General features: G+C 63.2%; 28 protein-coding genes, 1 tRNA gene and 2 pseudogenes. 18 read left to right on the forward strand and 13 right to left on the reverse strand.

The features are described from left to right. The coding region (locus tag CP556_RS00005) for a hypothetical protein (protein ID WP_098723737.1) at positions 1 to 1,347 on the forward strand (1,347 nt) is incomplete at its 5' end. 24 nt (positions 1,348 to 1,371) lie between these two features. On the opposite strand, the pseudogene CP556_RS00010 reads toward CP556_RS00005, so the two are convergent. After that, positions 1,372 to 1,539: pseudogene (locus CP556_RS00010) on the reverse strand (restriction endonuclease); the annotation flags it as partial. 229 nt (positions 1,540 to 1,768) lie between these two features. On the opposite strand from CP556_RS00010, the gene CP556_RS00015 reads away from it, so the two are divergent. Next, a complete protein-coding gene (locus CP556_RS00015) occupies positions 1,769 to 2,323 on the forward strand; it encodes a DoxX family protein (protein ID WP_098727222.1) in 555 nt (184 codons plus the stop codon). A gap of 211 nt (positions 2,324 to 2,534) precedes the next feature. Here CP556_RS00015 and mct read toward each other — a convergent pair whose 3' ends face one another. Continuing rightward, positions 2,535 to 3,704, reverse strand: a complete 1,170-nt coding sequence (gene mct, locus CP556_RS00020) for a succinyl-CoA:mesaconate CoA-transferase (protein ID WP_098723739.1) — start codon at positions 3,702 to 3,704, stop codon at positions 2,535 to 2,537. A gap of 163 nt (positions 3,705 to 3,867) precedes the next feature. Between mct and glmS the strand changes: the two genes are divergently transcribed. The 7 genes from glmS (at position 3,868) to CP556_RS00055 (ending at position 11,340) form a co-directional block, all read left to right on the forward strand. Then, entirely contained in the window at positions 3,868 to 4,323 is a 456-nt protein-coding gene (gene glmS, locus CP556_RS00025) for a methylaspartate mutase subunit S (protein ID WP_098723740.1), read from the forward strand. Between the two features lie 8 nt (positions 4,324 to 4,331). Beyond that, positions 4,332 to 5,771, forward strand: a complete 1,440-nt coding sequence (locus tag CP556_RS00030) for a methylaspartate mutase subunit E (RefSeq protein WP_098723741.1) — start codon at positions 4,332 to 4,334, stop codon at positions 5,769 to 5,771. Then, positions 5,768 to 7,051 (forward strand): methylaspartate ammonia-lyase, encoded by a 1,284-nt coding sequence (locus CP556_RS00035; protein ID WP_098723742.1) that lies wholly within the window; start codon positions 5,768 to 5,770, stop codon positions 7,049 to 7,051. Before CP556_RS00030 ends, CP556_RS00035 begins: the two co-directional genes overlap by 4 nt. Next, a complete protein-coding gene (gene mch, locus CP556_RS00040) occupies positions 7,044 to 8,162 on the forward strand; it encodes a 2-methylfumaryl-CoA hydratase (RefSeq protein ID WP_098723743.1) in 1,119 nt (372 codons plus the stop codon). Before CP556_RS00035 ends, mch begins: the two co-directional genes overlap by 8 nt. Before the next feature lie 44 nt (positions 8,163 to 8,206). Continuing rightward, positions 8,207 to 9,250 (forward strand): L-malyl-CoA/beta-methylmalyl-CoA lyase, encoded by a 1,044-nt coding sequence (gene citE, locus CP556_RS00045; RefSeq protein WP_098723744.1) that lies wholly within the window; start codon positions 8,207 to 8,209, stop codon positions 9,248 to 9,250. A gap of 208 nt (positions 9,251 to 9,458) precedes the next feature. Continuing rightward, the gene (locus tag CP556_RS00050; RefSeq protein WP_098723745.1) at positions 9,459 to 10,871 is read left to right on the forward strand and encodes a GntP family permease; all 1,413 of its coding nucleotides are present in this window, start codon (positions 9,459 to 9,461) and stop codon (positions 10,869 to 10,871) included. A 199-nt stretch (positions 10,872 to 11,070) separates the two neighbouring features. Continuing rightward, on the forward strand, positions 11,071 to 11,340 hold the full coding sequence (locus tag CP556_RS00055; protein WP_098723746.1) for a DUF7571 family protein: 270 nt from the start codon (positions 11,071 to 11,073) through the stop codon (positions 11,338 to 11,340). Positions 11,341 to 11,639: 299 nt separating this feature from the next. Here CP556_RS00055 and CP556_RS00060 read toward each other — a convergent pair. Both CP556_RS00060 and CP556_RS00065 read right to left on the reverse strand, forming a co-directional pair. After that, positions 11,640 to 11,723 (reverse strand) — tRNA-Ser (locus CP556_RS00060). Between the two features lie 41 nt (positions 11,724 to 11,764). Further along, complete coding sequence (locus CP556_RS00065; protein WP_098723747.1) at positions 11,765 to 12,505, reverse strand: glycosyltransferase family protein; 741 nt, start codon at positions 12,503 to 12,505, stop codon at positions 11,765 to 11,767. A gap of 110 nt (positions 12,506 to 12,615) precedes the next feature. Here CP556_RS00065 and CP556_RS00070 point away from each other — a divergent pair, with 110 nt between their 5' ends. Then, positions 12,616 to 12,834 (forward strand): hypothetical protein, encoded by a 219-nt coding sequence (locus CP556_RS00070; RefSeq protein ID WP_098723748.1) that lies wholly within the window; start codon positions 12,616 to 12,618, stop codon positions 12,832 to 12,834. 43 nt (positions 12,835 to 12,877) lie between these two features. On the opposite strand, the gene CP556_RS00075 is transcribed toward CP556_RS00070, so the two are convergent. The 4 genes from CP556_RS00075 to CP556_RS00090 all read right to left on the reverse strand — a co-directional run bounded on the left by CP556_RS00075 (position 12,878) and on the right by CP556_RS00090 (position 16,609). After that, on the reverse strand, positions 12,878 to 13,480 hold the full coding sequence (locus CP556_RS00075; protein WP_098723749.1) for a uracil-DNA glycosylase: 603 nt from the start codon (positions 13,478 to 13,480) through the stop codon (positions 12,878 to 12,880). A 116-nt stretch (positions 13,481 to 13,596) separates the two neighbouring features. Next, on the reverse strand, positions 13,597 to 13,887 hold the full coding sequence (locus CP556_RS00080) for a DUF7976 family protein (RefSeq protein ID WP_098723750.1): 291 nt from the start codon (positions 13,885 to 13,887) through the stop codon (positions 13,597 to 13,599). Further along, positions 13,884 to 14,960: an Mrp/NBP35 family ATP-binding protein gene (locus tag CP556_RS00085; RefSeq protein WP_098723751.1), complete on the reverse strand. Its 1,077-nt coding sequence runs from the start codon at positions 14,958 to 14,960 to the stop codon at positions 13,884 to 13,886. The genes CP556_RS00080 and CP556_RS00085 overlap by 4 nt, the downstream gene beginning before the upstream one ends. Before the next feature lie 386 nt (positions 14,961 to 15,346). Beyond that, positions 15,347 to 16,609, reverse strand: coding sequence for an Nramp family divalent metal transporter (locus CP556_RS00090; protein WP_098723752.1), 1,263 nt, complete (start codon positions 16,607 to 16,609; stop codon positions 15,347 to 15,349). Positions 16,610 to 17,051: 442 nt separating this feature from the next. Here CP556_RS00090 and CP556_RS27210 point away from each other — a divergent pair. Further along, positions 17,052 to 17,413 (forward strand): annotated as a pseudogene (locus CP556_RS27210) (hypothetical protein); the annotation flags it as partial. 97 nt (positions 17,414 to 17,510) lie between these two features. Here the strand turns inward: CP556_RS27210 and CP556_RS00100 are convergent. After that, positions 17,511 to 17,834, reverse strand: coding sequence for a DUF7969 family protein (locus tag CP556_RS00100; protein ID WP_098723753.1), 324 nt, complete (start codon positions 17,832 to 17,834; stop codon positions 17,511 to 17,513). A 127-nt stretch (positions 17,835 to 17,961) separates the two neighbouring features. Here CP556_RS00100 and CP556_RS00105 point away from each other — a divergent pair, with 127 nt between their 5' ends. The 3 genes from CP556_RS00105 to CP556_RS00115 all read left to right on the forward strand — a co-directional run bounded on the left by CP556_RS00105 (position 17,962) and on the right by CP556_RS00115 (position 20,708). Beyond that, entirely contained in the window at positions 17,962 to 18,339 is a 378-nt protein-coding gene (locus CP556_RS00105) for a DUF5783 family protein (protein WP_098723754.1), read from the forward strand. A gap of 81 nt (positions 18,340 to 18,420) precedes the next feature. Continuing rightward, positions 18,421 to 19,272: an eIF2B alpha/beta/delta subunit family protein gene (locus CP556_RS00110; RefSeq protein ID WP_098723755.1), complete on the forward strand. Its 852-nt coding sequence runs from the start codon at positions 18,421 to 18,423 to the stop codon at positions 19,270 to 19,272. Between the two features lie 143 nt (positions 19,273 to 19,415). Further along, complete coding sequence (locus CP556_RS00115) at positions 19,416 to 20,708, forward strand: TIGR00341 family protein (protein ID WP_098723756.1); 1,293 nt, start codon at positions 19,416 to 19,418, stop codon at positions 20,706 to 20,708. A gap of 13 nt (positions 20,709 to 20,721) precedes the next feature. Here the strand turns inward: CP556_RS00115 and CP556_RS00120 are convergent, their stop codons facing one another. After that, a complete protein-coding gene (locus CP556_RS00120; RefSeq protein WP_098723757.1) occupies positions 20,722 to 21,417 on the reverse strand; it encodes a ThuA domain-containing protein in 696 nt (231 codons plus the stop codon). Between the two features lie 371 nt (positions 21,418 to 21,788). Between CP556_RS00120 and CP556_RS00125 the strand changes: the two genes are divergently transcribed. Together CP556_RS00125 and CP556_RS00130 are read left to right on the forward strand one after the other, a co-directional pair. Continuing rightward, positions 21,789 to 22,913 carry a Gfo/Idh/MocA family protein gene (locus tag CP556_RS00125; protein WP_098723758.1) on the forward strand — a complete coding sequence of 375 codons (1,125 nt, stop codon included), beginning with the start codon at positions 21,789 to 21,791 and terminating at the stop codon, positions 22,911 to 22,913. A 184-nt stretch (positions 22,914 to 23,097) separates the two neighbouring features. Next, a complete protein-coding gene (locus CP556_RS00130) occupies positions 23,098 to 23,496 on the forward strand; it encodes a hypothetical protein (RefSeq protein WP_098723759.1) in 399 nt (132 codons plus the stop codon). A gap of 180 nt (positions 23,497 to 23,676) precedes the next feature. Here the strand turns inward: CP556_RS00130 and psmB are convergent, their stop codons facing one another. Both psmB and CP556_RS25685 read right to left on the reverse strand, forming a co-directional pair. Next, on the reverse strand, positions 23,677 to 24,408 hold the full coding sequence (psmB, locus tag CP556_RS00135; RefSeq protein WP_098723760.1) for an archaeal proteasome endopeptidase complex subunit beta: 732 nt from the start codon (positions 24,406 to 24,408) through the stop codon (positions 23,677 to 23,679). 206 nt (positions 24,409 to 24,614) lie between these two features. Then, complete coding sequence (locus CP556_RS25685) at positions 24,615 to 24,785, reverse strand: hypothetical protein (protein ID WP_176548073.1); 171 nt, start codon at positions 24,783 to 24,785, stop codon at positions 24,615 to 24,617. Positions 24,786 to 25,115: 330 nt separating this feature from the next. Between CP556_RS25685 and CP556_RS00140 the strand changes: the two genes are divergently transcribed. Both CP556_RS00140 and CP556_RS00145 read left to right on the forward strand, forming a co-directional pair. After that, positions 25,116 to 25,472 (forward strand): DUF555 domain-containing protein, encoded by a 357-nt coding sequence (locus CP556_RS00140; protein WP_098723761.1) that lies wholly within the window; start codon positions 25,116 to 25,118, stop codon positions 25,470 to 25,472. Positions 25,473 to 25,542: 70 nt separating this feature from the next. Then, positions 25,543 to 26,082: a CBS domain-containing protein gene (locus tag CP556_RS00145; RefSeq protein WP_098723762.1), complete on the forward strand. Its 540-nt coding sequence runs from the start codon at positions 25,543 to 25,545 to the stop codon at positions 26,080 to 26,082. A gap of 65 nt (positions 26,083 to 26,147) precedes the next feature. Here the strand turns inward: CP556_RS00145 and CP556_RS00150 are convergent, their stop codons facing one another. Continuing rightward, positions 26,148 to 26,561, reverse strand: coding sequence for a MarR family winged helix-turn-helix transcriptional regulator (locus tag CP556_RS00150; RefSeq protein ID WP_098723763.1), 414 nt, complete (start codon positions 26,559 to 26,561; stop codon positions 26,148 to 26,150). Between the last annotated feature and the right edge of the window lie 30 nt (positions 26,562 to 26,591).

Here is a 26,591-nt window from a genome sequence, read left to right on the forward strand (position 1 = left end):
ATGAATAGAAACGAACTCCTCGATCAGCTTACCGAAGACATCCTCGCCCATGTGATGCGCGGGTCGTTTCCCGAGCGTGAACTGGCGCAGTCGATTAAACCGGAGCAGTTGGACGATCGATTCGAGGAGTACGAACTGCTACTCGACCTCCATTTCATTCTCAAATCGGATGTGGTCTCGTTCGTGAGGGATCTCTCGAAGCATCTTCGAAGCATTCGAACGGAGACGCAAACGACATCACGAACGCGGCGTGGCACTGTTGACGGGAGAATCAACTGGGGAGCGACCATCAAGAAACGCTACTCCGAACATCCTCGAGACGCGTCGATCTTCGTCTGTGACAACCGATCGGTGGACTACGATATCCCCGAAAATATCGTTCTCAAACGGCTGATCTCAGTCATTCACACGACGATCCGAGAAGCAGAAGAGTATCTCCGGGGCGAGTACGAGTGGGTCCAAGAGACATGGAAAGGCAACGAGAACCTCATCGACGAATTACAGCAAATCGTCGAACGAAACGTCCACGTCCGTCGGATTCGAGACCCGGACACCTACGAGCCGACCGAACGGATGCTTACGACTGCTGCCGATTCGCGACAGGCGGTCTACCGCGAGGCTGCGTCGCTGCTCAAATCTCGAGAACGGCTCTACGAGGGTGACCCGGACGAGATCAGGAAGCTGCTCGATGAAACGGCAATTGCGCCCGACGATCAGGATTCACTCTTCGAACTGTACGTCCTCTTTCGGTTCGTCTCGACACTCGAGCGACTCCAAGAGAGCCAGCCCGAGTTCAAGACGATTGCAACGGGTCGCCAAGAGGTGGCCCGTTTCGATGGTGACAAAGAGATTGCCCTCTATCACGACAATTCCGCATCCGACCGAAACCTGTCGTTCGTCGCGGTTCCGGATGAAGATCAGGAGGAACTCTCTCGAACAGACGAAGTACAGCTTACAGCAAAGGATATCGCGAGCGATTACTTCGATCGTGACTTTCGAAATCAGACGGGTCGTCCCGACGTTATCGTCCTCGAGATCATCTCCGAAGCAGATGATCAGCACGAGTATCTGATCGTGGAAGTGAAGAATAGTACCAACACGGACACGATTCGTCGCGGAATCAAGGAAACGCTGGAGTACCTCGCGTTTCTTCGGGTTAACGAAGACTACGTCTTCGGTCGTGACGACGGGAGCTACTTCGGCTCGGGGTGGAACGGACTGCTGGTCGTCCAAGATCTCGAGGACGATACTGCATCGCTCGAATCCCAGTCCGAAAACCCAGTCACGATTCTTCAAGCAGATGAGTTGGAAGATCAGTTAGCGGTTGTGCTACGTGAGATCCTATAGCGTCGCTCGGGTTGTCGTTTTCTGTAGTAGACCGGACTCGAGTTCGTACAGCGACTGCAGTTCGGCCAGCGCGTCGCTGGCGGCCGCGTCGCACTCCCACTCGTCTCGTTCCTGAATTCGCTCGTCGAGATAGTGACCGGAGAAGAGGTTCGAATTCGTGTACGGACGATCCGACAGCGTCGCCTGACTCATGATACCTGCCACCTCGAATTGTCACGTGAAGAAACTGCTGGTAGCGGGGCCGCTCGAGGCACCGCCTCCCGACGACGGAGTCGACCCCGACTGGATTCCGGGAGCCGACGCTCGAGCGTCACCGCAGCGTTCGGGGCGGTGGAGCCACGACCGCCACCCGACGACGGCTCACGACTCAGGATCTGTAACGGGTGGGAGGTTTACCAGTGGTTCCCGTGATATGAAACTGATGTCAACTCGAGAAGTCGAACTCGAAAGTACGGTTGGCGGGCTCACGGCGAAAGGGAAACTCCACACGTTGAGCGTGTGGTTCATTCTCGCGCTCCGGTTGATGATCGGGCTCGCGTTCCTCCAGAGCGGCGTCGACAAGGTCCTCTCGGGCGAGTTCTCCGCGAGCGGCTATCTACAGAACGCACCGCCGGCGAACGGCAGTCCCGTCGCGGACCTCTTCGTTTCGATGGGGAACACGCCCTGGTTCGTCGACTTCGTAAACATCGCCGTGCCGTGGGGAGAGGTCCTCATCGGACTCGGGGTACTCCTCGGCGCGATGACCCGGCTCGCAGCGTTCTTCGGCGCGTTCATGATGCTGCTCTTCTACCTCGGGAACTGGGACGTCGCCCACGGCTATATCAACGGCGACTTCGCGTACATGCTCGTATTCCTCTCCGTTGCCGCCTTCGGTGCCGGCCGAATATTCGGACTCGATCGATACATCGAATCGTACGAAATCGACGGGCAGCCCCTCGTCGAGCGGTACCCGTGGGCTCGGTATTTCCTCGGGTGAGCCGTCCCGAACTGCGAATCGTCGTCGCCGCCGACCGCTATCGCGGCTCCGACCCGATGCGCCGCGTGGCGAGGACAGCGACGCGACGCCGCGCCGGGTTGCCGGATCGCCGAACGTGGATGCTGTCGCGGTTTCGATCGATCGCTGCTCGCCGAGTCCCTTCTCGAGACAGTCAACGCCGGTAGAAGTAGAATCGAAGGGTCGTCGGTCCTCAGTCGTCGGCCGTCTCGGCGTCCTCACCCAGTAGTTCCTCGCGGTGCTCGTCGAGCAGCGGCGCGCGACCGCGGGGCTCGGGGTTCGTCTCGCTCATCTTGATCGGATTGCCCGCGATTTCGACGTCCCTGTCGGCTCCGGGCTGTTCGACCGGCACGAGCATATCCCGCGCGTAGACGTGCGGATCGTCGAAGATTTCTTCGGTCGTCTGCACCGGCGCGGCGGGGACGCGCCCCTCGAGTTTGCCGACGAGTTCGTCGTTGGTCAGGTCGGCGGCCCACTCGGCGAGTTCGGCTCGGAGCGCGTCGCGGTTCTCGAGTCGCTCCGGCGTCGTCGGATACGCCTCGGCGAGGTCTTCGCGGTCCATCACGTCGCAGAGTTCCGCCCAGTGGTTGTTGTTGAACGCGGCGATGACGGTGTAGCCGTCGTCAGTCTCGAAAGCGTTGTAGGGAAAGAGCGTGGGGTGGGAGTTGCCCCGACGAGTGGGGGCCTCGCCCGTGTACGACTGCTGGTAGACGGCGCGCTCGGTGAAGCTGAGCATCGAGTCGTACATGGCGGTGTCGACGTACTGGCCCTCACCGGTCTGCTCGCGGTGGTTGACTGCCGCCAGAATGCCGATGCAGTTCAGCGTCGCCGTAAAGAGGTCGCCGACGCCGGGCCCGGTCTTCGTCGGCGGGCCGTCGGGCTGTCCGGTGGTCTCCATGACGCCGCCCAGCGCCTGGGCGATGAGGTCGAAAGAGGGCTGGCCCTGCCGTTCCGTCTCGCCGGTTCGCGGGTCGCCAAAGCCCCGAATCGAGGAGTAGATGAGATCGGGGTTGTGCTCTTTCAGCGTCTCGTAGCCCAGATCGTACTTCTCCATCGTCCCCGAGCGGTAGTTCTCGACGACGACGTCGGCCTCCTCGATGAGCGAGAGGAAGTCCGCGCGGTCCTCGTCGTCGCCGAGGTTCAGTTCGATGCTCTTCTTGCCGCGGTTGACGCTCTGGAAGTAGCCCCCGTAGGCTTCTTCTCCGGGGTCGTCGACGAACGGCGGGTTCGACCGGATCATGTCGCCACCGGGTCGTTCGATCTTGACGACGTCCGCGCCCAGGTCTGCGAGCAGCATCGTACAGTACGGCCCGGCGAGCACCTGGGTCAGATCCACGACGCGAAGGTTCGAGAGTGCTCCCATGTCTGTACGCCCCCCTTTCCAAACCAGTACCAAAACCCTTACCATCGATCATGTAGTTGTTTCCCGGTACCATCCCTCATGTTAATATCCGCCATAGAGACGCTGTTAGGATCCTTAAGGAATATTATCATGGAAGATCATTAGGTTTATAGGCCGGTCTCTCATGGTTGCGACTACGATGTCCCAAACGGTCGTCCTCGGCGTGATCGGCTCAGATGCCCACGTCGTTGGCATCACAATCTTAGAGCAAGCCTTCAGTGCAGCCGGCTTCGATGTCGTGAACCTCGGCGTCCAGACCTCCCAGGAGGACTTCGCCGAGGCCGCAGTAGCGCACGACGCGGAGGCCGTACTGGTCTCCTCGCTCTACGGCCACGCCGAGCAGGACTGTCAGGGATTCCACAGTGTCCTCGAGGACGCGGGCGTCGACGCGGTCAGCTATATCGGCGGCAACCTCGCCGTCGGACAGGACGAGTTCGAGCAGACCCGGAAAACGTTCCGAGAGCTCGGATTCGACCGCGTCTTCGATTCCGAAACCGATCCCGAAGACGCGATCGCCGCGCTCCACGAAGACCTCCAGATTAAACCGACGGAGTCGGAACGGGCGACTATCAGTTCGTAGATGTCTAGATGATACGAGACGAACGCATTCCATCCGACGAGCTACGGCGTATCGACGAAGAGATCCGATCTGACTGGCACACGGGCGAAGACGTCGACTTCGAGGACGCCATCGCGTACCACGAGTCGCTGCCCGACCACAAGCGATTCGCCGACGTCCTCGAGTCGGCCGACAAGCCCCTCCTGCAGCCGCGAGCCGGCGTCCCCCGGCTCGACGATCAGATCGAACTCCTTCGATACCTCCTCGAGGAGGGCCAGGCGGATCTCCTCCCGACGACTATCGACTCGTACACGCGTGACAATGAGTACGAGAAGGCCCAGCAGGGTCTCGACAAGGCCCTCGAGACGGGCGACGACACCCTGAACGGCTTCCCGGCCGTCAACCACGGGGTAGACGGCTGTCGCGAACTGATCGACGCGGTCGACGCGCCGATCGAAGTGCGCCACGGCACCCCGGACGCTCGGCTGCTCGCGGCGATCACCTTCGCCGGCGGTTTCCAGAGCTTCGAGGGGGGTCCGATCTCCTACAACATTCCGTACACGAAACGCCACGGGCTCGAGGAGACCATCGAGAAGTGGCAGTTCGTCGACCGGCTGGCGGGAGCCTACACCGAACGCGGTGTGCGGATCAACCGCGAGCCGTTCGGACCGCTCACCGGCACCCTCGTCCCGCCGTCGATCGCGATCGCGATCATGATCGTCGAGGGGAAGTTGGCGGCGACGCAGGGCGTGCGCTCGATCACGCTCGGCTACGGTCAGGTCGGCAACATCGTTCAGGACGTGGCCGCCCTACACGCGCTCAAGAAGTTAGGCAACGAGTATCTGCCCGACGAGGTCGTCGTCACCACCGTCTTCCACGAGTGGATGGGCGGCTTCCCGCCGGATGAGGCCCGCGCGAACGGCGTCATCAGCTTCGGCGGCATGACCGCCGCCATCGCACAACCGGACAAGGTCATCACCAAGTCACCCCAGGAGTTCCAGGGGGTGCCGACTATGGAGGCCAACTCGGCCGGGCTGCGCACGACGCGTCAGGTCATCGACATGGCGATCGAACAGCAGATCGACATCGACGGCATCGAGGAGGAACAGGACCTCATCGAGCGCGAAACCCGCTGTCTGATGGACACCATCTTCGACCACGGCGACGGCGACGTCGTCCAGGGGACGCTCAAGGCCTTCGACTCCGGTGCGCTCGACGTCCCCTTCGCACCCAGCGACAGCGCGGCAGGTGCCGTCCTGCCCGCGCGGGACGACGACGGTCGCGTCCGCATCTTCGAGTGGGCCGACCTCGAGATGGACGAGGACATCAAGGAGATTCACCGCGCCCGACTGTCCCAACGCGCGGACACCGAAGGGCGCGAGCAGTCGTTCCGGATGGTCGCGGACGACGTGGACGCGATCAGCGACGGCAAACTCATCGGCCGACCGCAGGGTGACGCCTCACCATGAATATTACAGGAATTTACGCAACGCCCGGCTACTCCGGGTTTTTCTTCGACGACCAGCGCGCGATCAAGCAGGGAGCGGAACACGACGGCTTCACCTACGAGGGCGAGCCGGTCACCGACGGCTTCGACGAGATTCGCCAGGCCGGCGAGTCGATCATCGTCGACATCGAACTCGCCGACGGCACCGTGGTCCGGGGCGACTGCGCCGCGGTCCAGTACTCCGGTGCCGGCGGGCGCGACCCGCTGTTCAAAGCCGAGGAGTACGCCCCCGTCATCGAGGGCCCCGTCGCCGACGAACTCGAGGGCCGAGATGCGACCGAGTTCCTCGACAACGCCGAATTGCTCGAGGAGATGGAAGTTGACGGCGACCGACTCCACACGGCGATCCGCTACGGCGTCTCGCAGGCGCTGCTCGCCGCGGCTGCTGAAGCCGAGAAGACGACGCAGACGGACGTCATGGCAGATGCGCTGGGCACTGAGCCCGCGACGGAGCCGGTGCCGGTCTTCGGCCAGTCCGGCGACGACCGCTACAACAACACCGAGAAGATGTTCGTCAAGGGCGTCCCCGTTTTGCCCCACGCGCTCATCAACAGCGTCGAGAAGATCGGCGAGAACGGCGAGGTCCTCCTCGAGTACGTGGAGTGGCTCGTCGAGCGCTCCCAGGAGCTGGGCCCCGAGGGGTACGACCCTCGCTTCCACATCGACGTCTACGGCATGATCGGCGAGATCTTCGGCGCGCCCTACGACCGCGACGAAGTGGTCGACTACTTCGCTGCGCTCGAGGAAGCCGCAGCCCCCTACCCGATTCAGATCGAAGGGCCGATGGACGTCGGCGACCGGGCCGACCAGATCGATGCGATGGTCGAGCTCCGCGAGGGGCTCGACGCTGCCAACGTCGACGTCGATATCGTAGCCGACGAGTGGTGTAACACCTTCGAGGACGTGCAGGCGTTCGTCGACGCGGGCGCGGCCGACCTCGTGCAGGTCAAGACGCCCGACCTGGGCGGGATCCACCGAAGCGGACAGGCGGTCCGCTACTGCGATGGGACAGACACCCGCGCCTACCTCGGGGGTACCTGTAACGAGACGGAGACCTCCGCACGTGCCTGCGCCCACGTCGCGCTCGCGACGAACGCCGCGCAGGTGCTCGCAAAGCCCGGTATGGGCTTCGACGAGGGGTACATGATCGTCGAAAACGAGATGCGACGGACGGTCGCCCGACGGAAACGAAAACAGTTACCAACTGATGCAGAGACGGACGAGGTGACTGCAGATGACTGACTGGACCGATCCGGACACGTTCGCACAGGTGCTCGAGCACGTCGAGACCAAAGAGAAGGGCAATTGCTTCGAGGACTTCGAGGAGGGGGACGTCATCGAACACGACCCCGGCCTTACGCTCACCCAGTTCGGCAACGAGTCCTGGATGAGTCAGACCCTGAACCACGACCCCGCCTACTGGCGGAGCGACGCTGCCGCGGAACGCGGCTTCGACGAACCGCCGGTTCACCCCGACTATCTCACCGCAGCCACCCTCGGCATCACCGTCGAGGACTTGAGCGAGAAGGGAGGCTACTTCCTCGGCCGCACCGACGTCCGGTTCCCCACCGCACCGGTCTATACGGGCACCGAACTCCACGTCGAGAGCGAGGTTGTCAACCGCGCGACCTCGAGTTCCCGACCCGAGTACGGCATCGTCTCCTGGCGCACCCGCGGCAAGGACGCCGAAACTGGCGACGTGCTCTGTTCGTACGAGCGGACGAACATGATCCCGCGCCGCGAGCCGATGGCGACGGACGGAAGCGGTGAGCGAACCGACGGTTCGCGATCCTCGTCGGAGCTGCGCTCCGACGGTGGTGCCGCAACCGCCGAGGACGACGGCGACGACGGCCCCGAACTCCCCGAGGAGTTCATCGCGCCCGAGGGCGGCTACTTCGAGGACTTCGTCGGCGCGCTCGAGGAAGCTGACGACGAGAACGCCGCCGTCGCCTACCGCCACGAGCGCGGCCGCACACAAGACGACGTGACCGTCGCTTCGCTACCGCTTTCGACGCTCAACACGGCCAAACAGCACCATAACGTCGACGTGATGAGCGACTCGCCGTCGGGCAGTATCGTCACCTACGGCGACGTAACTCGGTCGACCGCGCTGGGCCACGCCCGCTCGGACGAAGAAACGTGGCGCGAGGTCGGCTTCGACGACGAATCGTTCCACACGTTCGTCGCCGTCGGCGACACCGTCTACGCATTCACGCGCGTGCTCGAGGCCGAAGCGGACGCCTCGAGCGAGGAGGCGGGAACGGTCACCTTCGAACACATCGCGTTCAACCAGGACGACGAACCCGTCTACTCCGGAACCCGAACCGCGGAGATTCGAAAGCGTTCTAACTAACACGAACGACCATCACAGACGACCGCGAATTCAGACAGATACACATGACTGACGACATCCGACTCTGCCGTACGTTCCAGACCGCACCGGCCGCCGTTCCGAAAGACGACTCGGCGAAGTACCTCGTCTCCGCCCTCGAGGCGGAGGGGTTCCAGGCACCCGACTGGCTCGTCCCCGACATGGAAGACGGGACGGCACCGGACATGAAAGCCGAGGGCCTCGAGAACACCATCGAGAAGGTTCCCGAGTACGACTTCCCCGGCGAGATCTGGCCCCGCGTCGAGTGGAGCTACGAGGACGAGGAGTACTGCGACAAGGGGCGCAACCAGATCGACCGCCTCGTCGGCGAAATCGGCGACGAGATCGACGGCGTCGTCGTCCCCAAGGTCGGCCGCCTCGAGGACGTGAAACGCGCCGCCGAGGTCGTCGCCGAAGCCGAGGCCGAACACGGCTACGACGACGGCTCGATCGGCCTCTCGATCATCATCGAGACCGGCCGCGCCCGCTCCGACCTGCGCGAGATTTCCAAGTTCGGCGAGGACTCCCGACTCACTGCGCTCGTCTTCGGGCCCGTCGACTACGCCGCCGAACTCGGCGGCCGCGACCTCGGCGACGGCATGCCACGCTGGGACGGCCTGCTCGAGGCCCTCTCGAACGAGTCCAGCGCCGCGGGCCTGCTCTCGATCGGCGGTCCCTTCGACGACCTGTTCAAAGAGCGCGCCGGCCTGACCTACTACAACGCGGACGCCTACGCGGATCAGGTCGAACACGAAGCGCAACTCGGTCTCGACGGTTCCTGGTCGCTGTACCCCAAGCAGACGATTCAGGCCAACACCGTCCACATGCCGACGCCCGAGGAACTCGAGCGCGACGTCCACAAGATCGAGCGCTTCAACGAGGCCAAGCGCGAGGGAACCGGCGCGGTCACCATCGACGGTCAGATGGTCGACGAGGCCACCTTCAAGAACTTCCGCAACACGGTCCAGCAGGTCCGTGCAATCGACGACATCCGACCCGAACAGACCGAAGAGTACTACGACGCAGCGCTGCTCGACCGAGCGCGCGACCTCGAGCTGTCCTACCGCTGAGCAGTCGCCGTTCACGTGCGTTCTCGAATTTTTCGGTTGCGACCCGTCTCGAGTAGCTTCCGGCGAACACTGAGCTCGCCGGGAGACCGTCTCCCCGACGCATCGATTACCACACGTGGTGTTCAGTTATTGGTGGCAATTCGCCGATAATTATTTACTATCTTCGTAAGTATTAATAATGGTAATATATTCCGTACAAGCCACACCTATGGCGTACGTGCCGCTACAGGCGGTCGAGTTCGCGCATAGTCCATTAATTACGTTCATCGTCGGTCTCGTCGCAGTCGTCGCGTTGCTTGTGTGGCTCGACCTCCCGGCGTTCATCGGATTGATTATGGCGGCGTTCACCGTCGGCGTCGTCAACGCGGTCTTCGTCGCTGACTTCAGCGCGGCCGATGCCGGCTCTCTGGTCGCGACCGCGTTCGGAGAGAACATGGCCGGGATCGGGATCCCGATCCTGATGGCCGCAGTCATCGGCAAGTCGATGCTCGAGAGCGGAGCGGCCCAGCGGATCATCCGGGGCTTCCAGAACGTCCTCGGCGAGTCCAACTCGGACATCTCCCTGCTCGGGAGTAGTTCCTTCCTGGCCGTGCCCGTCTTCTTCGACAGCGTCTTCTACCTCATGGCACCCCTCGCACGGTCGATGCGCGCCCGCGTGGGGCGAGACTACACCCTATTCATCGTCGTTGTGGGGGCCGGTGCGGCGACGACGCACGTCTTCGTCCCCCCGACACCGGGACCGCTGGCTGTTGCAGCGGAGTTGGGGACGGACCTGGGAGCGACGATCGCCATCGGAATCGTGACCGCGATCCCGGCAGCGATCCTCGCCGGCCTCGTCTACGGCCGGTGGATCAACGCCAGGCTCGACATCCCGCTTCGCGACACAATGTCGACGACGACCGAGGAGCTCGAGGACGTCGCCGCCAAGCCGACCAGCGCCTTGCCAGGCATGCTCGAGGCCTCGGCGCCGGTCGTGCTGGCGGTCGTCCTCATCGCGTCGCTGACCGTCGTCGACGGGTTCGGGGACGTCGTCCCGTCGCTCGAAACCTTTCGACCGGTCGCCGCCTTCCTCGGGAACAAGAACGTCGCGCTCACGATCGCTGCCCTCGCCGCTGCGTACTCCTTCAGGCGACACAACGACCTCTCCCGTGACGAGTGGACCGACGAACTCACGGAGGCGCTGAAAAGCGGCGGGAACATCGCGGCCATCACCGCCGCCGGCGGCGCGTTCGGGGCCCTCCTCGCGGCCTCGGGGATCGGGAGCTACCTCGCAGGTGGCCTCCAGGACATCGGTATCGGCCTGCTGGTCACTGCCTGGCTCATCGCCGCGATCGTTCGCATCGCACAGGGCTCGGCGACGGCCGCGATGCTGACGGCCGCCGGGATCATGGCTCCCCTTACCGGCCAGCTCGAGGTCCACACCGCCTACCTCGTGATGGTGATCGGCGCCGGTGCTAACATCTTCTCGTGGTACAACGACTCCGGCTTCTGGCTGGTGAAGGAGATCGGCGGGCTCACGCAGGGCGAGACGCTCCGGACGTGGACCGTCCTGACGACGATCATCTCCATCTCCGGGCTACTCACGAGCCTGCTACTCTCGACGATCTTCCCGTTCGCGTAACTCCGGAGCGGGTTCTGGAATTTCGTCACCGGGGAGCTGGAACGCGCCAGCCAGGGCTCGCCAACAGTTCGAAAGCGGCGGTATTCACCCTGGCCCGAGTGCGTCCCCGACCCCAGTACGTTCACCGAGACTCCAGTGCATCCGTCGCTCACGGAGACAGATATTTATGGTTTGGTAACATGGAACGATGCGTATCGCTATGAAATCGTGCCACAGCTGTCAGGCGGTCATCGACGAGTACCTCTTAGATAAACAACTCGAACCCCTGCGCGACCTCACAGTTGACGACTTCAACGTCTGTGCGGACTGTGCGACCATCGTTGCGGATGCGTGCGTGAAATGTGGCAGCGCGGTGTACGTCCCTCGAAGCGAATCCGACATCCCCGATTACTGCCCAGCGTGTCGCGCCGATCTCATCGACCGCACCGGCCACGATCCCGGCTGGAATTGCGACCTGACGTCTCCCTGAACGGTACCCCACCTCTCAAACGATATTTCTTCGGTACAGTCGTTCAGCAGACAGCCATCGGTCTCGAGAAATGTACTCGACTACCGTCTGAAAGTAGCCCCACCAAAATTTGCGACGATCCTCTCGGAAACCGGATTCAATCCCCATCGGCTCGCTGTCGCTCACAGAATTGTTCGTGATAGCAACGGTGGGGATGGGATTTTGAACTACGCCCGAGAACCTGCGCAGAGCGCAGAACCTCGGTCTAGTTCAAATCCCATCGGCCTCGCTGTCGCTCACGAAATTGTTCGCGACAGTAACGGTGGGGATGGGATTTGAACCCATGAGGCTTGGAGGCCACCTGCTCTCAAGGCAGGCGCGTTAGGCCGCTCTGCCACCCCACCTCGCTCTCCGCTTTGCCGCACGTTCCAAAAGGGTTGTCGGTCTATTCGCGCTCGAGTCCGCCGTCCTCCCCAACTCGAATCCCCAGTTCGTTCACGATCGCTGCCGTCGCCTCGGCACCCGGCCGCTCGGCAGCGGATCGGGCCTCGAGCCCCGCAACGGTCGCCCGAAATCCGGCAGCCGTCGCCACGGTGGGAAGCATCGGGGCGAACCCGACGCTGAGTCCGTCGTCGGCCGCGCGTCGGGCCAACGTCGACAGTTCGGGCGTCGCGTACGCGTCGGTGAAGTCGATCGGCTCTGAAAAGCCCGCGAAGTAGGTGCTGCCCTCATCGGACGGCCCGAGTACCACATCGTGACGGCGCAACGACATCGCCGCCCCGTCGATCTCCGTCCGAGTGACCAGCGGCACCGTCGGCTCGAGCACCCCCACGCTCTGAACCTCTTCGCGCTCGAGGAGGTGCGTGACGGTGTTACCGATCCGGGCCGATCGGCTCGAGCCGACCTGGCGCTCGAACCGGACCGCCGCGTCCTCCCCAAGCGCATCGAGGGCGAGTGCCCGGACCTCCGCTTCGGGGTCACCGCCGGCGTGCGCCTCGGGCAGGGTTGCTTCGTCGCGGTAGTTGAGCAGGAGGTCGCCGCCGCTCGAGGTGACGCTCCAGCAGACATCGGCGACGGCGGCCTCGTAGAGCGAGACCGCTTCCGCGTCGGAGAGCGGCGACTCCTCGACGAGCGACGAGAGGACGAGTCCCTCCCGCGGCGGATCGACCGGGACGACGACTATCATGTGTCGTACTCCGGGCGCGCGGTCCTTGAACGCGGCGCTTCCGTCGATCGCGTCCGTAGTCGGCTCCGCAATGGAGACGAATTATAGTGTCGGAGCGTTTTCGACCCGGTATGGACGAACGATCGATCGCCGGACTGGTCGGGACGCTCGTGATCGCGGCACTGGCAGTCCTCGGCCTCCTCGGATTCGGAAACGGCTACCTGACCAACACCGCTGGCCAGTACTTCGCATCGACGATCGGCGCGCTCGTCGTCGGCGTTCTCACCGTGGGGACGCTGATCGCTCTGGGCGTCGGCTCGAGGCGCTGGCGCGAAAATCCGTACTGGTAGCGAACGCCGTCGACACGGATAGCACCGCTCCCGTTCTCCCCGCTTATCGTCCCTGCCGCCCCTTCGTCTGCCGATAGTCCGACGCCATCAGCTCCGCGAAGGTCTCGAGCCACGCCTGCGTCTGCTCGTCGGTCTGCTCGCGCGGATCAATCATCGGGACCAGTTCGAAGCCGCGACCGCGAATCCGCGTCGCGTGATCGTCGGGGAGCACGAGCTCGTCAGCTGGGGTCGTCGTGTATTCGACGCCGAGTTCCGTCAGCGCTCGGTCGCCAACGGGAACGAGTATTTCGGGGTTGATCATCCGAATTTCCGCGTTGAGATAGGGCTCGCAGTTACCGGTCTCCTCGTCGGTCGGGCGACGATCGGGGTCGCGACAGCGAGTCAGGTTCGTCAGATAGACGTTCTCGAGTTCGGGTTCGTCCGCGGGCGAGTCGATGGCACAAAGGCCCAGCCGCTCGAGAATCCGTCGCAGTTCGCCGTCACCGTCGCTGCCGCCCTCGCCGGCGAACGGAACGCCCGTCTCGTCCGCGTGGGCCGTCGGCCGCTCCCCCACGAAGAGGAAGTCAGCGCCGACGTCGCCGTAGCCGTGGACGACCTGCGTGCGCGTCTCACAGAGCGCCGGACAGTTCCGACACTCCTCGTCCATGCCGTACGGGTTCGCTCGAGACCGTTTATTCGCGTCCACACTCGTGTCTCGAGCGGCGGGACCAAAAACGACGCGCTGACATCCGTCGTTCGGAGCGAGCCGTGAGTCGAGACGGTTTAGCGACCGAGGCCGCCGCGGTCGTTGACCTCGAGGATGAACTTCACGTTCCGAACGATCTCTTCGGGAGAGGTCTCCTCGCCCTCGTCGTAGAGGTCGCTGGTCCGATAGAGGATGTTCGCGAGCTGTTTGCGCTCGCTCGTCTCGCCGCGAACGTCGTCGGCGACCTCGCGGAGGAACTCGACGCGCTCGGGATCGGGGTCGAACTCGTCGACAGGCGCAGTGTCTGCCTCACTCTCGTCGGCAGGGGCAGTCTCCTCTCCACTCCCGTCGTCACCGCCGACTGTCATCGATCGGGCGAGGCTGCCTCGTTGCGTCGGCTCTGGGAGATAGCCTGGCGGTGGACGATCCCAGTATTGTTGGCGACGTTCTCGGTGATCGTCCGCAGGGCGTCGCTAGTGCCGTCGCCGTCTTTGAGCACCGTTGGCTTCCCGCCGTCGCCGCCCTCGCGGACGGCCGGATCGAGCGGGATCGAGCCGAGGAAGGGGAGTTCGTGTTCATCGGCGAAGTCCTCGCCGCCGCCGGAGCCGAAGATATCGTGTTCGCCGCCACAATCGGGGCAGGCGAACGTCGACATGTTCTCGGCGATGCCGAGCACGACGGTGTCGTGTTTGGCGAACATCTCGAGGCCCTTCCGGGCGTCGTCCAGCGCGACGTCCTGTGGGGTCGTGACGATGACCGCGCCGGTGACGGGCATGGTCTGGAGCATCGTTAGCTGGGTGTCGCCAGTCCCCGGCGGGAGGTCGACGACGAGGTAGTCGAGGTGGCCCCACTCGACGTCCTCCGTCAACTGGGTGATGACCTTGTGGACCATCGGACCGCGCCAGATGACGGGATCGTCCTCGCCGGTGAGGAACGCCATGCTCATCAGCTTCACGCCGTACTTCTCGGGCGGCACGAGGGTCTCGTCTTCGGTGGCCATCGGCGGCTCGTCCGCGTCGACCATCCGCGGCACGTTCGGCCCGTAGACGTCGGCGTCGAAGAGGCCGACGCGGGCACCGAGCTGCGAGAGCCCGGCGGCGAGGTTGACCGCGACGGTCGACTTGCCGACGCCGCCCTTTCCGGAGGCGACGGCGATGACGTTCTTGACGTTCGGCAGTACCTGTTCCTCGCTGGTGAGATCGTCGCGATCGGGCACGCTCGCGGTGAGGTCCGCCTCGAGGCCCTCGGCGGTGAGCACCTCGCGTACCTCCGCAGCGATGTCGCTCTCGCTTGGCGAGTAAGGAGCACCCAGTGCGAGATCGATATCGACCTGATCGCCGTCGACGGTGATGTCGTTGACCAGCCCGAGCGACACGATATCGTCGCCGAGTTCCGGATCTTCGACCGTCCGGAGGCGGTCGCGAACGGCGGATTCGTCCATGACGATAGGTACTTCCCAGCGTCGAAAAGGGTTGTGTTCCCACCTTTTTGCTTCGCTCGCGTTGTTCGAAAAGAGGCGGACGGTCATTTGCACCCGACTTACGGGCTCATGCCCGTGAGTCAGGGAGCGAGCGGCCTTTGTCGCGTAGATTTTTGGAGTTGAGCGGGACCTTTGGTCCCGCTGACCATACGAACGGGCGCGAAGTTCCCGTGAGTAGAGAGCGGTGAGCGAGCGACGCGAGCGAACCTGACGAGAAAACGGGACGTATAGACGAAGACGTTTCTGTGTAGAAACGCTGATTGAGAGACTCTGAGCAACGATGTGAACAACGTTTCAGTTCGAGAATTTAGGTATCAGGCCCAAGAGAGCAACAAGCGGGCACACCGTCAGAACCCTCCGCCAGTGATGAGTGTCATAAAGTCTCGGAAGGACAGGATCGCGAGGACAACCGCGAGTAGTACAAGCAGTGCATTGACGCTGTTTAGCCGTCTAGAATTGGTATGCTCGCCCATCGTCTCGCGGTCGTTAACCGCCCAGAACAGCAGGATGGCTGCGATCGGTAGTGCGAAGATTCCGTTGTACATCGGAAACAGGATCACCATGTCGACGACCGACAGATCTAGCCACCAGCTCACCAGTGGCGAGAAGACGCCGACCCCAGTCAGTCCCGCGAACAGGACGTTGAACAATCGATCCCCCTTCTGAACCGAGTAGCCTGCAGCCTGCGGAATGATGTACGCTGGCGTCCACATGATCGGGATGATACTGTTGAACGCCGCGGCGATCACGCCGCCGACGAACAGCACCATCGCCCACGTTCCGAGTACTTCAACCAGCGCCTCGCCCGGCGTGATGAACGACTCGAGTTCGGTGTACCCCATCGGACGCAGTAGTGCCGCTGCGGCGATCAGGATCGCGACCGTCGTGATCCCGCCGACGGCGTAGCCGATCGCCAGATCCGTCCGGACCTCCGGGAGGTCGCTCTCGTCGGTCCAGCCCTTGGTATGGACGAGAATCGATTCCAGGAAGAAGTTTGGCCACAGTGCGGTCGTCCCGAGCAGTCCCGCGGCCATCGCCAGCGCACCCAGTGTGTCCGTTCCCGGTACGAACCCGGTCGCAACACTGCTCGGGTCAGCGCCGCTCGGCAGGGCGACGATCACGAAGATGACCATCAGCGAGAGCATCATCGCGATCATCATGTTCTCGACGGTGTCGTACCGCAACAGCCCGACACCGATCGCAGCGAACGTCGTGAGTATGGCGATGGGCTGCCAGGCGACGGCGCCCCCGAGCAGGAAGGAGAGACCAGCGCCGACAGCGGCGACCAACCCGAGCGTCCAGGCGATACAGCCAATCGACAGGAAGAGTGCGATCACTGTCGCCAGTGGTCGACCCAGTTTTTCGCGAGTGAACACCATCAGTGACGTTCCGTGGATGCCCAACCGAGCGCTCATGTCCTGGGCAATAAATCCGAGTACTGCTGCACCCACGGCGGCCCAGAGCAGCGTGTATCCGTGCATAACGCCTGCTTGGCTGGCGATGAATACCGAACCAGAGCCGAAGTAACTGGCGACCATCACGAACGCCAGCCCGTACTTCTGCGTGAATCCGGTCACGTCCTGCAACGGAGTGAAGTTCTTCGTACTCATCTGCAGCTACTGGTTTTCCGCCGGTCAATACGCAATAACGAGTGGAATCCGATACACGCCCACGTTCTTCCTCGAAATCGTACGCTCTGTGATCTGATTGTGTCTATCATACTACTGCAATTCGATCAACTATCCCGCCTATTTCGGTCGCGACAACAGCGTCTCTGGCGCTACTGAGCGCGTCTGCTGCCACGGCGCTATAGTAGCTACTCGTACTGCATACTGTTCGACCACTAGACGGCCCGAATACCGACTAAAACGGGATTGGAATACAGCATTACTAGCTAAAGAAGAGGGATAAGCCTTGGCAAGTGGTGAAACGGATTCCATCTGAGAACGTATCCTGAACAACGGCTACCACGTCGACATCTCACCGATAGTTTCGATCGGTTCGTTGCGGTCGTCGACGTGGAACTCGAGTGACCGGCAAACGGACGCTCCCAGGTTCCGGTGTCCGAACGACGACTGCCACGTTTCGACGTTTCAGGCTGATATCAACGCTTCCGCGAATATCGCACGACGGGTTGCCCGTGATGAGAGAGCGTCCCGCCTGACGAGGCGAAGCGCGATGACTCGCCTCGCAATCGGAGTCGCGGTGACACGGCCACGACTCCGTCCGAGACGGCTGCGCCGTCTCGGGGTCACGAAAGACGCAAAGCGTCTTTCGAACGACACCGTGAGAAGAGCGTCCCAGCGATGATGTCGCTCACGACAGTTCGAGAGTCGGAACTCTCTGCCAGCGTTCACGAAACCGTCGGTCTCGTGCAGCCCGCCAGAACCGAACGTTCTGGAGACGACGACTGACTGGTATTCACCATCTGTGGGAAGCCTCGCCGTCGTCGGGTTCCACCCGACTGTGTGAGGCAGCGTCGCTCCCGCTCCGTTTACGGCGAGGAGGTTGTCACGCGTTGAAATCGAATCGCGGCCCACCGTACATTGGCGGATCCGGCTCGAGTTCCACTCCCTGCTCGTAGCGCACGAAATTGAGATAGAACGGGCGGCCACAGCCCTCGATAGGCTCTCCCTCGAGATCGGTGACGGGGCCGTCCTCGCCGCAGAGGAACTCGATCCCGTCGGCCGACTCCCGGTCGGGATCGTCCGGGCTCGCGTACTCCCAGCCCGGCTGGGGGACCGTCGTGACCGATCGGTCCGCCAGATCCGGCGGCCGCTCGAGGTTGACCATGGCGTTGCAGTGCGGACAGGTGTATCGGACGGTGACAGTCATCGGCGGCTCTAGGGGCCTCGAGGACGTAAGCCTGCGGGCATCGGTGGGTGTTCGGGTACTCGACCGCAGGGTCGATCCCCGTACGAGGTCCCGAACCGTTTACCCGATGGCATCCGCACGGACGGCTATGACCGAGTTCGACCCCGAGAAGTTCGAGGAGAAGTACGTCCACTATTTTGCAGAACTCGAGGAGGCGTACTCCGCGGCGTATCAGCAGTTGCACGGCCAATACGATTCGGCGGTACTCCGTGCCATCGACCGGCAGGTGCTGAGCGAGAGCGAACCGTTCTACGAAGGGAGCGCGGAGCATCGCTTCGCGACCGATTCGAGCGGGCACAGCCCGCGAGAACATGATGGCGAGTTCCGCGTCGAACTCCCGGAAAATCCGCGAGACCGGGTCGGCGCGGTGGCTGACCACGAACAGTTCGAGCCCGTCCTCGAGGCGTTCGTCGACCGAATCGAGGGCGAACTTCAGCGAATTTTCGAGTTCGACGAGACCGCGTGACGGCACCCTCTCGAACGACGGGCGACGGGACGGTTGCGGGCACCCGGAACACCTTTTGCGCTGACGGGAAACCATGCGAGTATGATCGACGAGACGGCCGAGGAAATTCGGGAGATGCAGACGCACAGTTCCTCGGTGGTTGCTGTCCACGCGGTCCAGGCCCTCGAGGAGCTTGTCGAGCGCGAATTCGCGACCGTCGAGGAGTACGTCCGCGCGCTCGAGCGCAACGGCTCCGTGTTGCGACGGGCGAACCCCTCACACGCCTCGCTGCAAAACGCCGTCCGGGAGGTCGTCGACGACGTGGCCGACGCCGAGCCCGACAGCGTCGAGGACGCTCACCGACTCACGAGCAAGAAGATCGACGAGGTCGTCTCGCGGATCGAGTCCGGCAAGCGGCTGGCCGCCGAAAACGCCGTCGAACACCTCGCGGACGGCGCGACGCTGCTAACCCACGACTACTCTTCGACGGTGATCCAGGCCCTCGAGCAGGCGACCGCGGCCGGCAAGACGTTCGAGGTCTACGTCACCGAGGCCCGACCGCGCTATCTCGGGCGCAAGACCGCACGGACGCTCGCCGAGATGGACCGCGTTGAAACGACGCTGCTCACCGACAGTGCCCACGGGGTCTACCTCGAGGAGTGCGACCGGGTTATCGTCGGCATGGACTGCATCGTCGACGAGACGCTGTACAATCGCGTTGGCACCTTTCCGATCGCGTCGACGGCCGCCCGACTGGACGTGCCGGTGACCGTCCTCGGCTCGGCCTCGAAGATCGTCAGCGAAGGGTTCGTCTTCGAAAACGAGTTTCGGCCCGGCAGCGAGGTCATGGCCGAACCCGCCGACGGCTTCGACGTGGAAAACCCCGCCTACGACGCGACGCCGGTCGAGTTGCTCGAGAGCGTCATTACGGACGAGGGACGGGAACAGTTCTGAGCGGTCGATCGGCCCTGCTCCCTTCGGTACCGCTCCGTCGATACGGCTCGGGGCGGTGATCGGGATAATCCGAACGGTCGCGGCTTCGAGACAGTCCGTCGCGGGTGGCAACGATCTATCCACGTCGCGTCCGTATCGGACGTATGCGTCTCGTACAGGTGTTCGTTCCCCGAGACGAACTGGACCTCGTCATCGAGACGGCGGAGGAAGCTGGCGTCGACTACACCGTCTCCCGAGACACGGAGCGCGGCGAGTTCGAGGCACTCGTTTCGATCCCCGTCCCGCCGCCGGCCGTCGAGCCGCTGTTGGAAGCCCTCCGAGACGCAGGTCTCGACGAGCGATCGTACACGGTCGTCACGGCCGCGGAAACGATCGTCTCGAAGCGAACCGACGAATTGACTAGCCGGTTTTCGGGAACCAGAATCTCCCGCGAGGAGCTCCGGGCACGAGCGGCCGATCTCGCACCGGCAGCGTCGACCTATTTCGGCCTGCTGATCGTGAGTACGGCGATCGCGACGGCCGGGTTGTTGCTCGACTCGGCGGCGACAATCATCGGTGCGATGGTCGTCGCGCCGCTGATGGGACCGGCGCTGGCGGCCAGTGTGGGGGTGATCGTCGACGACGAGGCGCTCGCGACGCGCGGAATCACGTTACAGGCGATCGGCCTCGCGGCCGCCGTCCTCACGGCAGCGGTGATGGGATGGGCGCTCAGGGGGACCGTGTTGCTCCCGCCGGGATTCGAGATCACGACGGTCCCGCAGATCCGCGAGCGGATCACACCCGACTTTCTCGCCCTGTTTCTCGCGTTGGGTTCCGGCGTCGCTGCGGTCATCAGTCTCACGCGAAACGTCGGATCGGTGCTCGTCGGCGTCGCGATCGCCGTCGCGCTCGTTCCGCCCGCAGCCACCGCCGGCCTCGGGATCGCCTGGAGAGATCCGACGGTCGTCCTCACCGCGGGCACGCTCGTCCTCGTCAATATGCTCTCGATCAATCTCACCGCGTTGCTCCTGTTATGGCTGTCCGGCTATCGGCCGGAACGAACGGAATCCGTCGAACGTGTGTACGGGCGGCTCCGCTCGCGCGTCGCGGTGCTCCTCGTCGCGATCCTCGTCCTCTCGGTCGTCCTCGGCGGCATCACCTACGGTACGTACCGCACCGCCGCGGTCGAACACGACGTCAAAACGGAACTCGAGACGATGAGCGAGGCGGAACTCGCGGCCGGCTCCGAACTGCAGTTCCGGGAAACCGCAATCGACTACGAACTCATCGACGTCTACACCGGTGGACGGCCGACGGTCACCGTTCACGTCGACCGACCGCCCGGCGAGGGGCTCCCGAACGACTTCGCCGACGACGTGCGCGACCGCCTCGAGTCGGCAGCCGGCGTCGATCTCGAGGTAATCGTCGAACTGGCGACGACTCTCCGGAGCGGTTGAACCGGGCGCGGTGCTACTCCCGCTCTCCGAACGACCGCGGTGAGCCCGTGGTCGGGCTGGCCCAGGCGACCGCGTTCCGAAGGACCCGCCGAACCGCCTCGTTCTCATAGATCGGATACGTCTCGTGCCCCGGTCGGAAGTAGAATATCCGTCCGCTTCCGCGCCGGTAACAACAGCCGCTGCGGAACACCTCGCCGCCCTCGAACCAGCTGACGAACACCTGCCGGTCGGGTTCGGGCACGTCGAACGGCTCGCCGTACATCTCCGTCTCGGAGAGTTCGATCGCTTCGTCCAGTCCGTCCGCGATCGGATGTCCGGGATCGACGACCCAGAGCCGCTCGGTGCCGCCGTCCTCGCGGTACTGCAGGCTACAGGAGGTTCCCATAAGGCGTTTGAAGGGCTTCGCGTAGTGGCTCGAGTGCAGCGGGATGAACCCCATCCCCTCGAGGACGCGCTCGCGGACGCGATCGACGACCGCGTCGCTGACCTCGTCGTGCGCCTCGTGGCCCCACCACAGCAGGACGTCCGTCGACTCGAGGACGTCGTCGGTGAGACCGTGGTCGGGCTCGTCGAGCGTCGCGGTCCGGACCTCGTGGTCGTCGGCGAGCGCGTCGGCGATGGTCTCGTGAATGCCGTCGGGGTAGACGGCCGCGACCGCGTCGTCCTCGCGTTCGTGGCGGAACTCGTTCCAGATCGTGACTGCGACCATGACCCATCGGTCCGCCGTCCGGATGCTTATATTGTCGGTGGTACTGACGCGCCGTTGTCGCGGTCGATCTCGATGAAACGGACTGACGGACTGTCATCACAGCGGCTTCCGGCCGGCGGTATCGGCCGGGAGAGCGGCGAGGTAACAGCATTCTAAAATACTAGAAATAGTCACTATATCTGATCTATGCTACCGTAATAGTATAGTAATACGTGAAATACGAAATGCCTGCACGTATTAATCGGTCACAACCCTTATTTCGATAGCCGACTGCCACACTCCATGGACCAGGATCGGACACAAATGATCTCAAAATGGTTGGTTTCTCACTGCCCCTCCATTGCTGCTGAGACGAATTCGGAGGTCTGGACATGATTGGCGACGGAATCGGGGTCGGCATCGTCGGCCTCGGTGGGATGGGAAATCTCCACGCGCGGAGCGTCCGAGAACTCGGCGCTGACGTCGTTGCCGGCGCGGACCTCGTCCCGGAGCAACGCGATCGGTTCGCCCAGGAGTTCGGCGCGCAGACCTACGAGACGCACGACGAACTCGTCGTCGACGACGCGGTCGACGCCGTCATCGTAACGACGCCCAACCGATTCCACGAGCCAATCGCCGTCGCGGCCCTCGAGGCGGGGCTGGACGTCCTCGTCGAGAAACCGCTCGCTCACACCCTCGAGAGTGCGGAACGGATCGCCGAAGCGGCGGCGAAATCGCCCGGAATCTGTATGGTCGGGTTCCACAATCGTCACGCAGCATCGATGGCCATGTTCGACGAACAACACGCGCGCGGCCGGTTCGGCGATCTGACCCACGTCGAGGCCGACTACGTCCGACGGCGCGGCGTCCCCGGCCCCGGGTCGTGGTTCACCGATCCCGAACTCGCCGGCGGCGGTGCCTTGCTCGACATCGGCGTCCACGCCCTCGACCTCGCGCTCTACGCGCTCGATTTCCCCGAAATCGTCGAAGTCAGTGGCGTCACTCGGACCACGTTCGGAACCAGCGAGGAGTACGCCGACCCCGACGGCTTCGGCGACAACTGGGACGCCGAGGCCGAGACCTACGAGGTCGACGACTCCGTCAGCGCCTTTATCCGCTGTGAGGACGGTCAGACCGTCTCGCTCGAGGCCGCGTGGGCGACGAATCGCGAACAGAGCATGGACTTCAGAGTCCGCGGCACGCAGGCGGGCGCGCAGTTCGATATCGGCGACACCGATCTCCACATTCTCGAGGCCGGAACGTCCGGCGTCGATCACTACGCCGACATCGATATGACGGGCGATACCGCCGTGACCGGCTACGGCGAACAGGACGAGCAGTTCCTCGCGACTATCGCTGCGGGCACAGCGCCGGAGACGAACACCGTCGAGGAAGCGCTGACCGTCCAGCGAGTCATCGACGCGATCTACCGCTCGAGCGAGTCGGGACGGGCGACCGAACTCGCCGACTCCCGCGTGTCCGAACACCAACTCGAGCAGGCGACGCGACTCGAGTAGTTCGATCCCCCGTCCTCCGATCCGCTGTTGCAGCAACGGCAGCCTTCCTTTCGAGACGATTTCACACGGACCGATCGGTCTACTTGACGCGGTATCGCCCTTTCGGGAGTTGGTGGCATCTCACAGTACTATCAACAATACCTAGATAAATTTTTGTCCCCCTATCGAATAATTATCGAACGGCATGAACCGCCGAAACGCACTGAAGGCAACTGGCGCATCGCTCCTCGCGGGAACAGCACTGACGACGTCAGCGACCGCTGATACGAACGACGGCCCGACGGTCGTCTCCGTCGAGTCGAACACCGATTCCAGCAGCGCAGATGGAAACGACGAGTACACCGTCGAGTATCTGGGCGACGGCGTCGTCGAGATCACCGGTTATACGGTCGCACCGACGCCGTGTCACGGGATCGCCGTCGACGGCGTCTACCGGAGTAAGTACGGTGACGTGGTCGACCTCTCGCTTGAGGCCAGTTCCGGAGTCTGTATGACGGTCCTCGCCGGTCTCACGTACACCGTTCGTCTCGAATACGCGACCGAGGCTCGGGACGTGTTCGTCAGCGTTCCGGACGGTGCCTGAGGTGGGATCGGAGCGACCGCCGACGGCCGCTCGAACGTCACCGTCTCGAGAGCGACCGGTGGGAGCACCACCTCTTGTGACCACTCGTTTGGGTGCAGCGTAACCCGATCGGAAAACGAAAAACGATGCTCGAACGGATCTGCGAGCTGTCGCTACGGACTGACCGCCGGTACGGCCGACTTACAGCACGTCGTCGAAGTCGTGATGGCCGTGGATGTCGACGCCCTCGTCGGTGATCTCACAGAGGAAGACGCCGTTACCGGAGCCGGTGTCGCGCTCGACGGCGGATTTGATGCTCCGTGCGGCGACCGTCTTCGCTTCCTCGGTGGACATATCCGGTTCGTAGGCCTGCTCTAAGTGACCGTAGGCGAGTTGCATCCCGCTGCCGGTGACGGTGTAGTCGTCTTCCATGACGCCGCCGGCGGGGTCGATGCTGTAGACGTGGCTGCCCTCCTCGTCGACGCCGCCCAGAATCGGGTGGATGGCGAAGAACGGGCCGCCGCGGGCGAAGTTGCCCGCGAGCGTCGCCAGCGCGTCGATGCTCATGTTCTCGCCTCGACGGGCCTCGTAGAGGTTGACCTCGGCGCGGAGACTCGAGATGAACGACTGTGCGCCGCCGACGCTGCCGACGAGCGTGAGCGCGCCGGTCGGGTGAATCTGTTCGACCTTCTGGACGTTCTTGTTCGAGACGAAGCGCCCGCCAAGGCTGGCGCGCATGTCCGTCGCGATCACGACGCCGTCGGCAGTGGAGATGCCGATCGTCGTCGTCCCGGTCTTGTTGACGTTGTCCAGGTCCGCTCGCGTGAGATCGTTCTGGGGCATCGAACCGATCTCCGGCTCGTAGGGGTTCGGATCGTCGGCCAACTGGTCGACCGTCCGGGAGAAGTCGGAGTCGTCTGTAGGCGTATGCATTGCTGGAATGATACGGCCGGGACGGTATAAAACACCGGCGGTCACCACTGCCGTTTCCGCTTCCACCGACCGAGAGAATCAGTAGCCTCGAGATGCCTGAGGGACCGCCTATAGAGCGCGGCTGAACGGGTCAAGCGAGAGGTCAATCCGAGAGAGCCAGTGGCTCCGCGGTCGACGAGCAGGAGAATCAGTCTCGGTTCAGTTGCTTATCGCCGTGCGTTTTCGTAGGCCGTTTCGACGTTGGTGAGGATACGGTGGATCGGCAGGCTGAAGCCGGCCTGACGGGCGGCGATCGCGAGTGGCATGGCGGCGATACCGATCACAATGCACAGCTGATACAGGACGAACAGCGTCGCGTGGTACGCTCGGGATATCATCGACGTTCAGCCATCCCCAATCGGAGGGAATATATAAGTCTTTGTGTGATTCATTCGCTATCATGGTCGTTCGGCAGTCAATTGGGTCGCCGCCTGCTTGCGATTCAAATTAGCTTTAACTGAATACAACTACAAGCGTATTAGAGCCGATCTACGGCTATGCAGGTGGGAGTTCACACCGTGTTTTCTCGTAACTTATGGGTACGATTCTGTTCGCGTGCGCGCCGCCCATTGACGACGGAAGCGAGCGGACGCGAGTCGAAGTGACCTGCTCGAAGACCACCGCCGACGAACCGCAAGACAGGAAACCCCCCAGACCGACCATGACGTATGGGAAACTATCTCGTCGCGATGGAAGCGGCATGGCTCGTTCGTGACGTCGATGCGATCGACGACGCGATCGGCGTCGCCGTCAGCGAAGCCGGGAAACGACTCAACAGCGAAGATATGGACTACGTCGAGGTCGAGGTCGGCGCGACGGGCTGTCCGGCCTGCGGGGAACCGTTCGACTCCGCCTTTATCGCGGCCGACACCGCGCTCGTCGGACTCGGACTCGAGATGGAGGTCTTCAACGCCGACGGCGAGGAACACGCCTCCCGCATCGCAAAGAGCGAGGTCGGCGGCGCGCTGCGGGACGTCCCGCTCTCGGTCGTCGAAATCATCGAAACCGAAGAAGACGACGAGTAGTCGACGAGCGCAGCGGCGGGAACGGAGACTCACCCAAAGCTCTTTCTATAACCCGTGGTTATTGTTGCGTATGGAACTCCCGACGCCAGCGGACCTCCGACAGCGCCGTACCGAACTCGGGCTCACGCAGAGCGAACTCGCGGAGACGGCCGACGTCTCCCAGCCGCTGATCGCACGGATCGAAGGCGGCGACGTCGACCCGCGTCTGTCGACGCTCCGGCGGATCGTCAACGCCCTCGAGAAGGCCGAAAGCGACGTCATTCGCGCCGACGATCTGATGAATGAGGCGGTCGTCAACGTCGCTCCCGGCGACTCCGTCAGCGAGGCCGCTCGGAAGATGGAGGAGGAAGCGTACTCCCAGCTGGCGGTCATTCAGGACGGAATTCCGGTCGGCTCGATCAGCCAGACCGATCTGGTCCACCTCGACTCCGAAGACCGCGACGAACCCGTCGAGGAACACATGAGCGAGAGCTTTCCGACCGTCTCGAAGGACGCCACTCTCGACGAGATCAGCAACCTGCTCGAGCATTACAAAGCCGTGATGATCACGCAGGCCGGCGAAACTGTGGGTATCATCACCGAGGCCGACATCGCCGCGCGCCTCTCCTGAGCGGCGGCTGGCGCGTCCGAACCCGTCCGTCGCCTCGAGCGATTCGGTTCGTCGCCTCGAGTGAGCTACTCGATATCGGGACGAGGCGCGTTCTCGTATTTCACCATCTTCTCGGGTTTATCGGAAATCGTCTCGTAGATGCGTTTGAGGGTCTCCTCGGCCGCCAGCAGGTTGTGCTCTGCGAGGAACGCACGCCCCTCATCGGTCAGCCGGTAGAACTTCCAGGGATAGCCCTGCTGGCGCTCGTCGTCCGGGAGCGCGACCGCTTCGACCACGCCGGCGTCGATCAGCTTCTGGACGTGCTTGTAGACGGTCGCCTCGCTCACGCTCGGATTCAGCCGCTCGAGTTCGTACATCGACGGCAGTCCCTCGGGGTGTTGGAGAATGTTGGCAAGCAACGCGAACCGTGTCTCCTGGGTCACGAAGTGGACGAGTTCGCGTGCGTTCGCCCCTTCGGGAGCCCCCACGTCGGTACTCATACGAGCACCTACGGAACGCGCCACCAAGTA

The organism is Natrinema sp. CBA1119 (genome assembly GCF_002572525.1).
In the GTDB taxonomy this organism is placed as follows: domain Archaea; phylum Halobacteriota; class Halobacteria; order Halobacteriales; family Natrialbaceae; genus Natrinema.

Coding starts and splice junctions, on each gene's coding strand:
- CP556_RS00015 (WP_098727222.1), top strand. CDS start 1,769: ATGTCAACTCGAGAAGTCGAACTCGAAAGTACGGTTGGCGGGCTCACG.
- mct (WP_098723739.1), bottom strand. CDS start 3,704: ATGGGAGCACTCTCGAACCTTCGCGTCGTGGATCTGACCCAGGTGCTC.
- glmS (WP_098723740.1), top strand. CDS start 3,868: ATGGTTGCGACTACGATGTCCCAAACGGTCGTCCTCGGCGTGATCGGC.
- CP556_RS00030 (WP_098723741.1), top strand. CDS start 4,332: ATGATACGAGACGAACGCATTCCATCCGACGAGCTACGGCGTATCGAC.
- CP556_RS00035 (WP_098723742.1), top strand. CDS start 5,768: ATGAATATTACAGGAATTTACGCAACGCCCGGCTACTCCGGGTTTTTC.
- mch (WP_098723743.1), top strand. CDS start 7,044: ATGACTGACTGGACCGATCCGGACACGTTCGCACAGGTGCTCGAGCAC.
- citE (WP_098723744.1), top strand. CDS start 8,207: ATGACTGACGACATCCGACTCTGCCGTACGTTCCAGACCGCACCGGCC.
- CP556_RS00050 (WP_098723745.1), top strand. CDS start 9,459: ATGGCGTACGTGCCGCTACAGGCGGTCGAGTTCGCGCATAGTCCATTA.
- CP556_RS00055 (WP_098723746.1), top strand. CDS start 11,071: ATGAAATCGTGCCACAGCTGTCAGGCGGTCATCGACGAGTACCTCTTA.
- CP556_RS00065 (WP_098723747.1), bottom strand. CDS start 12,505: ATGATAGTCGTCGTCCCGGTCGATCCGCCGCGGGAGGGACTCGTCCTC.
- CP556_RS00070 (WP_098723748.1), top strand. CDS start 12,616: ATGGACGAACGATCGATCGCCGGACTGGTCGGGACGCTCGTGATCGCG.
- CP556_RS00075 (WP_098723749.1), bottom strand. CDS start 13,480: ATGGACGAGGAGTGTCGGAACTGTCCGGCGCTCTGTGAGACGCGCACG.
- CP556_RS00080 (WP_098723750.1), bottom strand. CDS start 13,887: ATGACAGTCGGCGGTGACGACGGGAGTGGAGAGGAGACTGCCCCTGCC.
- CP556_RS00085 (WP_098723751.1), bottom strand. CDS start 14,960: ATGGACGAATCCGCCGTTCGCGACCGCCTCCGGACGGTCGAAGATCCG.
- CP556_RS00090 (WP_098723752.1), bottom strand. CDS start 16,609: ATGAGTACGAAGAACTTCACTCCGTTGCAGGACGTGACCGGATTCACG.
- CP556_RS00100 (WP_098723753.1), bottom strand. CDS start 17,834: ATGACTGTCACCGTCCGATACACCTGTCCGCACTGCAACGCCATGGTC.
- CP556_RS00105 (WP_098723754.1), top strand. CDS start 17,962: ATGACCGAGTTCGACCCCGAGAAGTTCGAGGAGAAGTACGTCCACTAT.
- CP556_RS00110 (WP_098723755.1), top strand. CDS start 18,421: ATGATCGACGAGACGGCCGAGGAAATTCGGGAGATGCAGACGCACAGT.
- CP556_RS00115 (WP_098723756.1), top strand. CDS start 19,416: ATGCGTCTCGTACAGGTGTTCGTTCCCCGAGACGAACTGGACCTCGTC.
- CP556_RS00120 (WP_098723757.1), bottom strand. CDS start 21,417: ATGGTCGCAGTCACGATCTGGAACGAGTTCCGCCACGAACGCGAGGAC.
- CP556_RS00125 (WP_098723758.1), top strand. CDS start 21,789: ATGATTGGCGACGGAATCGGGGTCGGCATCGTCGGCCTCGGTGGGATG.
- CP556_RS00130 (WP_098723759.1), top strand. CDS start 23,098: ATGAACCGCCGAAACGCACTGAAGGCAACTGGCGCATCGCTCCTCGCG.
- psmB (WP_098723760.1), bottom strand. CDS start 24,408: ATGCATACGCCTACAGACGACTCCGACTTCTCCCGGACGGTCGACCAG.
- CP556_RS25685 (WP_176548073.1), bottom strand. CDS start 24,785: ATGATATCCCGAGCGTACCACGCGACGCTGTTCGTCCTGTATCAGCTG.
- CP556_RS00140 (WP_098723761.1), top strand. CDS start 25,116: ATGGGAAACTATCTCGTCGCGATGGAAGCGGCATGGCTCGTTCGTGAC.
- CP556_RS00145 (WP_098723762.1), top strand. CDS start 25,543: ATGGAACTCCCGACGCCAGCGGACCTCCGACAGCGCCGTACCGAACTC.
- CP556_RS00150 (WP_098723763.1), bottom strand. CDS start 26,561: ATGAGTACCGACGTGGGGGCTCCCGAAGGGGCGAACGCACGCGAACTC.